The organism is Mesorhizobium sp. M7A.F.Ca.CA.004.06.1.1 (genome assembly GCF_003999135.1).
Classification (GTDB): domain Bacteria; phylum Pseudomonadota; class Alphaproteobacteria; order Rhizobiales; family Rhizobiaceae; genus Mesorhizobium.
In genome coordinates this window covers 1-3308 of record NZ_RZPQ01000673.1, presented here as the reverse complement: position 1 = coordinate 3308, position 3308 = coordinate 1, and the positions used below count along the sequence as shown (strand labels likewise).

Genomic DNA, 3308 nt, shown 5'->3' with positions numbered 1-3308 from the left:
GCATCGGCCCTTCGGCTGCGCCGACCAGCACGATGGCTGAGTCCACCATCGACAGGATGCGTTCGACCTCGCCACCGAAATCGGCGTGGCCGGGGGTGTCGACGATGTTGATGCGGGTATCCTTCCAGTCGACCGAAGTCGCCTTGGCCAGGATGGTGATGCCGCGTTCCTTTTCGAGGTCGTTGGAATCCATGGCGCGCTCGGCGACGCGCTGATTGTCTCGGAAGGAGCCGGACTGCTTCAAAAGCTGGTCGACCAGGGTGGTCTTTCCATGGTCGACGTGCGCGATGATCGCGATATTACGGATTTTCATGTTCTGGTCTCGGAAGCGTTGCAGGCAGCAGGCCAAAAGGCGCTGCCTCTTTCGGTTGCGCGGCTCATACAGGGTTTTTCGCAGTTGCGAAAGAGGAGGAGCGTCACCAAATACTCATCAAATCTTAAGCATCTGCGTGTGAGATGATTTTGTTAACCAAGGCGGGAACCCTTTGGGGCCCGGGCAGTTCAAACGTCATGACCGATAAACTCAACCGATTCTGGCCGCTCATCGCGTCTGTTGCCTTCGCCGTCCTGCTGGCGGCCAACGCCGCACAGTCAGCCGCGACGATGAAGGAATCACGGCCTGCCTTGCTGTCAGAGGCACAGTCGGCCGAGCAGATTTTCGCCGACGCACCAGACGGCGTCGACCCGATGGTGACCGGCCCGGTCAGCGCCGCCTTCAAGCAGCGCCAGGACTCCGCCAACTGCGACAGCGCCGTCTGGCCGAATATTCCCATGGTCTGCTACCCGGACTAGTCAGCGCTTCACCCCCCGCCCCGTCTCGCCAGCTTCGCTTTGCGAAGCCGCCGCCGACCTTCCCCACAAGGGGGAGGGTTGAGAAGCGCGCTTACGCCGACCGCACCGGGTCGAGCGTCACCTTGTAGAGTTCGTTGTCGTCGCGATCCATCAGCCGCACCGTCATCTGCTCGCTGGCGCCTGAAATATCGACGAGCCCGAAGAATTGCAGCCCGGCCGAGGGCGGCAGGTTCTGTCCCTGTTCGGCGGTCGGCGCCTTGATGAACTTCAGCTCCGGACCGAACGTCATGTCGAAATCGTTGGGACCGAACGTGCCGGCATGGATCGGACCCGAGACGAATTCCCAGAACGGATTGAACTCCTGGAACTGCGCCTTGTCCGGGTTGTAATAATGCGCGGCCGTGTAATGCACATCTGCGGTGAGCCAGACGGTGTTGCTGATGCCGGCATTCTTTATGAAGCGCAGCAGGTCGGCGATCTCGAGCTCGCGCCCTTTTGGCAAGCCATTGTCGCCATTGCTGACCGCTTCGGCGCCAACCTTCTTGGTGCCGTCGTCCCAGACGACGAGGCCGAGCGGCACGTCGGCGGCGATGATTTTCCAGGTCGCCTTCGAATTCGCCAGTTCGCGCTTCAGCCATTTCGTCTGCTGCTCGCCGAGCATGCGCGACTGCGGCGTCATCTCATCCTGCATGTCGGGACCATTGGGGCCGCGATAGGAGCGCATGTCGAGGAAGAACACGTCGAGCAGCGGCCCATAAGCGATCTTGCGATAGACGCGGCCGGGCTCGGACGGTTCGTAGCGGATCGTCGTCATCTCGTGGAAAGCCCGCGCCGCGCGGGCCGCCAGCACGTGGATGGATTTTTCCGTGTAGCGGCTGTCGGCGCTGAGATCCTTGGAATCCGACCAGTTGTTCAGCACTTCATGGTCGTCCCACTGGTAGAAAGTCGGGCAGATGGCGCTCAGGCCGAGCACGTTCCTGTCCATCATGTTGTATTTCCACTGGTCCCGGTACTCGTCCAGCGTTTCGGCGACCTTGCGCTTGCCGTCGATCAGCACGACGTTCTTCCACTTGCCGCCGCCGGGCAGGTCGACCTCGTCCTTCATGGCGCCGTCGGCATAGATGGTGTCGCCTGAATGCAGGAAGAAGTCGGGCGTGTGCTTGCCGATCGTGGCGTAGGTCTTCATGCCGGTCTCATCGATGCCCCAGCCCTGGCCGGCGGTGTCGCCGGACCAGGCAAAGCGGATGTCGCGCTTCGAGGCTGGCGCCGTCCTGAAACGGCCGGTGATCGGCTCCGAAACGGCGTTGATGTCGGCGAGATCGGCCGATGTCATGCGGTAGAAGATATCCTGGTCCGAAGCGAGGTCGGTGAGCAGCCGCTTGACCGTGTAATCGCTGGCCGGCGACGTATCGAGCGGCGCCAGCCGCGTCGCACTGGCGAAATTCTCCGTCGACGACACCTCGAACATGACGCGCGACGGTCGGTCGGTGCGCGTCCACACCATGCCGCTGGTGGCGTCGACATCTCCCGACTGGACGCCATGGGTGAAGGAAGGCCGCTGATTGGCGCGCGAATAATAGGGCAGCGCCAAGCTCGAGACGCCGGCCAGGCCAACGGCGCTGGCGGATGTGACGAAGGCGCGGCGGGTCATCGAGAGCTTGTTCATGGCTGTCTCCTGGTGGCTTGAACGGCGCCACCAAGGTCCAGCGTCAATGTTTCAGGCGCATCTCGGGATGATGAAGTTTTGATAACAATGAACAGGGTAATCTCCCCCTCGAGGGGGAGATGTCGCCAAAGGCGACAGAGGGGGTCGCCGCGCGTGGAGCGCTAACCTCCTTCTATCGCAAGAGGCCGAGCCCAGTCGGACCGACCCCCCTCTGGCCGCTTCGCGGCCATCTCCCCCTCGAGGGGGGAGATTAGCGTCGCGCCTAAGCCGCTTGCGGCTCCGGATCGAACGCCGGCTTGCTGGTGTTGATCAGCAGCGAGATACAGGCGGCGGCGATTGCCGTCATGCCGGCGATCAGGAAGGCCAGTTCGTAATTGCCCTGCAGCTCGCGCATGGTGCCGCCAAAGGCGGCGGCAGCGGCCGCACCGATCTGGTGCCCGGCGACGATCCAGCCGAACACGATCGGCCCACTGCGATCGCCGAACGCCTCGTTGGCGAGCCGCAGCGTCGGCGGCACGGTGGCGATCCAGTCGAGGCCGTAGAGCACGGCGAAGATGATCAAGCTGGTGGCCGAGAAGCCGGAATAGGGCAGATAGATCAGCGACAGGCCACGAATGCCGTAATAGACGCCGAGCAGCTTGCGCGGATCGTAGCGGTCGGTGAGCCAGCCCGACAACGTCGTGCCGATCAGGTCGAAGATGCCCATCATCGACAGCAGGCCGGCGGCCTGCACTTCGCCGATGCCCATGTCGCCGCAGAACGCGATCAGATGCGTGCCGACCAGCCCGTTGGTGGTGAAGCCGCAGACGAAGAAGGTGGCGAACAGATACCAGAACACCCGCGTGCCGGC

At 62.9% G+C, this 3308-nt stretch carries 4 protein-coding genes; 1 reads left to right on the top strand and 3 read right to left on the bottom strand.

Translation table 11 applies throughout. The annotated features are described in order from the left end of the window. The coding region (locus EN906_RS28105) for a GTP-binding protein (RefSeq protein ID WP_127375526.1) at positions 1 to 313 on the bottom strand (313 nt) is incomplete at its 3' end. 197 nt (positions 314 to 510) lie between these two features. On the opposite strand from EN906_RS28105, the gene EN906_RS28100 reads away from it, so the two are divergent. Beyond that, the gene (locus EN906_RS28100; RefSeq protein WP_236382934.1) at positions 511 to 792 is read left to right on the top strand and encodes a hypothetical protein; all 282 of its coding nucleotides are present in this window, start codon (positions 511 to 513) and stop codon (positions 790 to 792) included. A gap of 91 nt (positions 793 to 883) precedes the next feature. Here the strand turns inward: EN906_RS28100 and EN906_RS28095 are convergent, their stop codons facing one another. Together EN906_RS28095 and EN906_RS28090 are read right to left on the bottom strand one after the other, a co-directional pair. Further along, complete coding sequence (locus EN906_RS28095; protein WP_127267939.1) at positions 884 to 2458, bottom strand: alkaline phosphatase; 1575 nt, start codon at positions 2456 to 2458, stop codon at positions 884 to 886. Positions 2459 to 2720: 262 nt separating this feature from the next. Then, positions 2721 to 3308: MFS transporter (locus EN906_RS28090; RefSeq protein WP_164777410.1), on the bottom strand; the 588-nt coding region annotated here is incomplete at its 5' end.

Excerpts from the sequence above, each read along its gene's own strand:
- EN906_RS28100 (WP_236382934.1), top strand. The coding sequence starts at position 511 with ATGACCGATAAACTCAACCGATTCTGGCCGCTCATCGCGTCTGTTGCC.
- EN906_RS28095 (WP_127267939.1), bottom strand. The coding sequence starts at position 2,458 with ATGAACAAGCTCTCGATGACCCGCCGCGCCTTCGTCACATCCGCCAGC.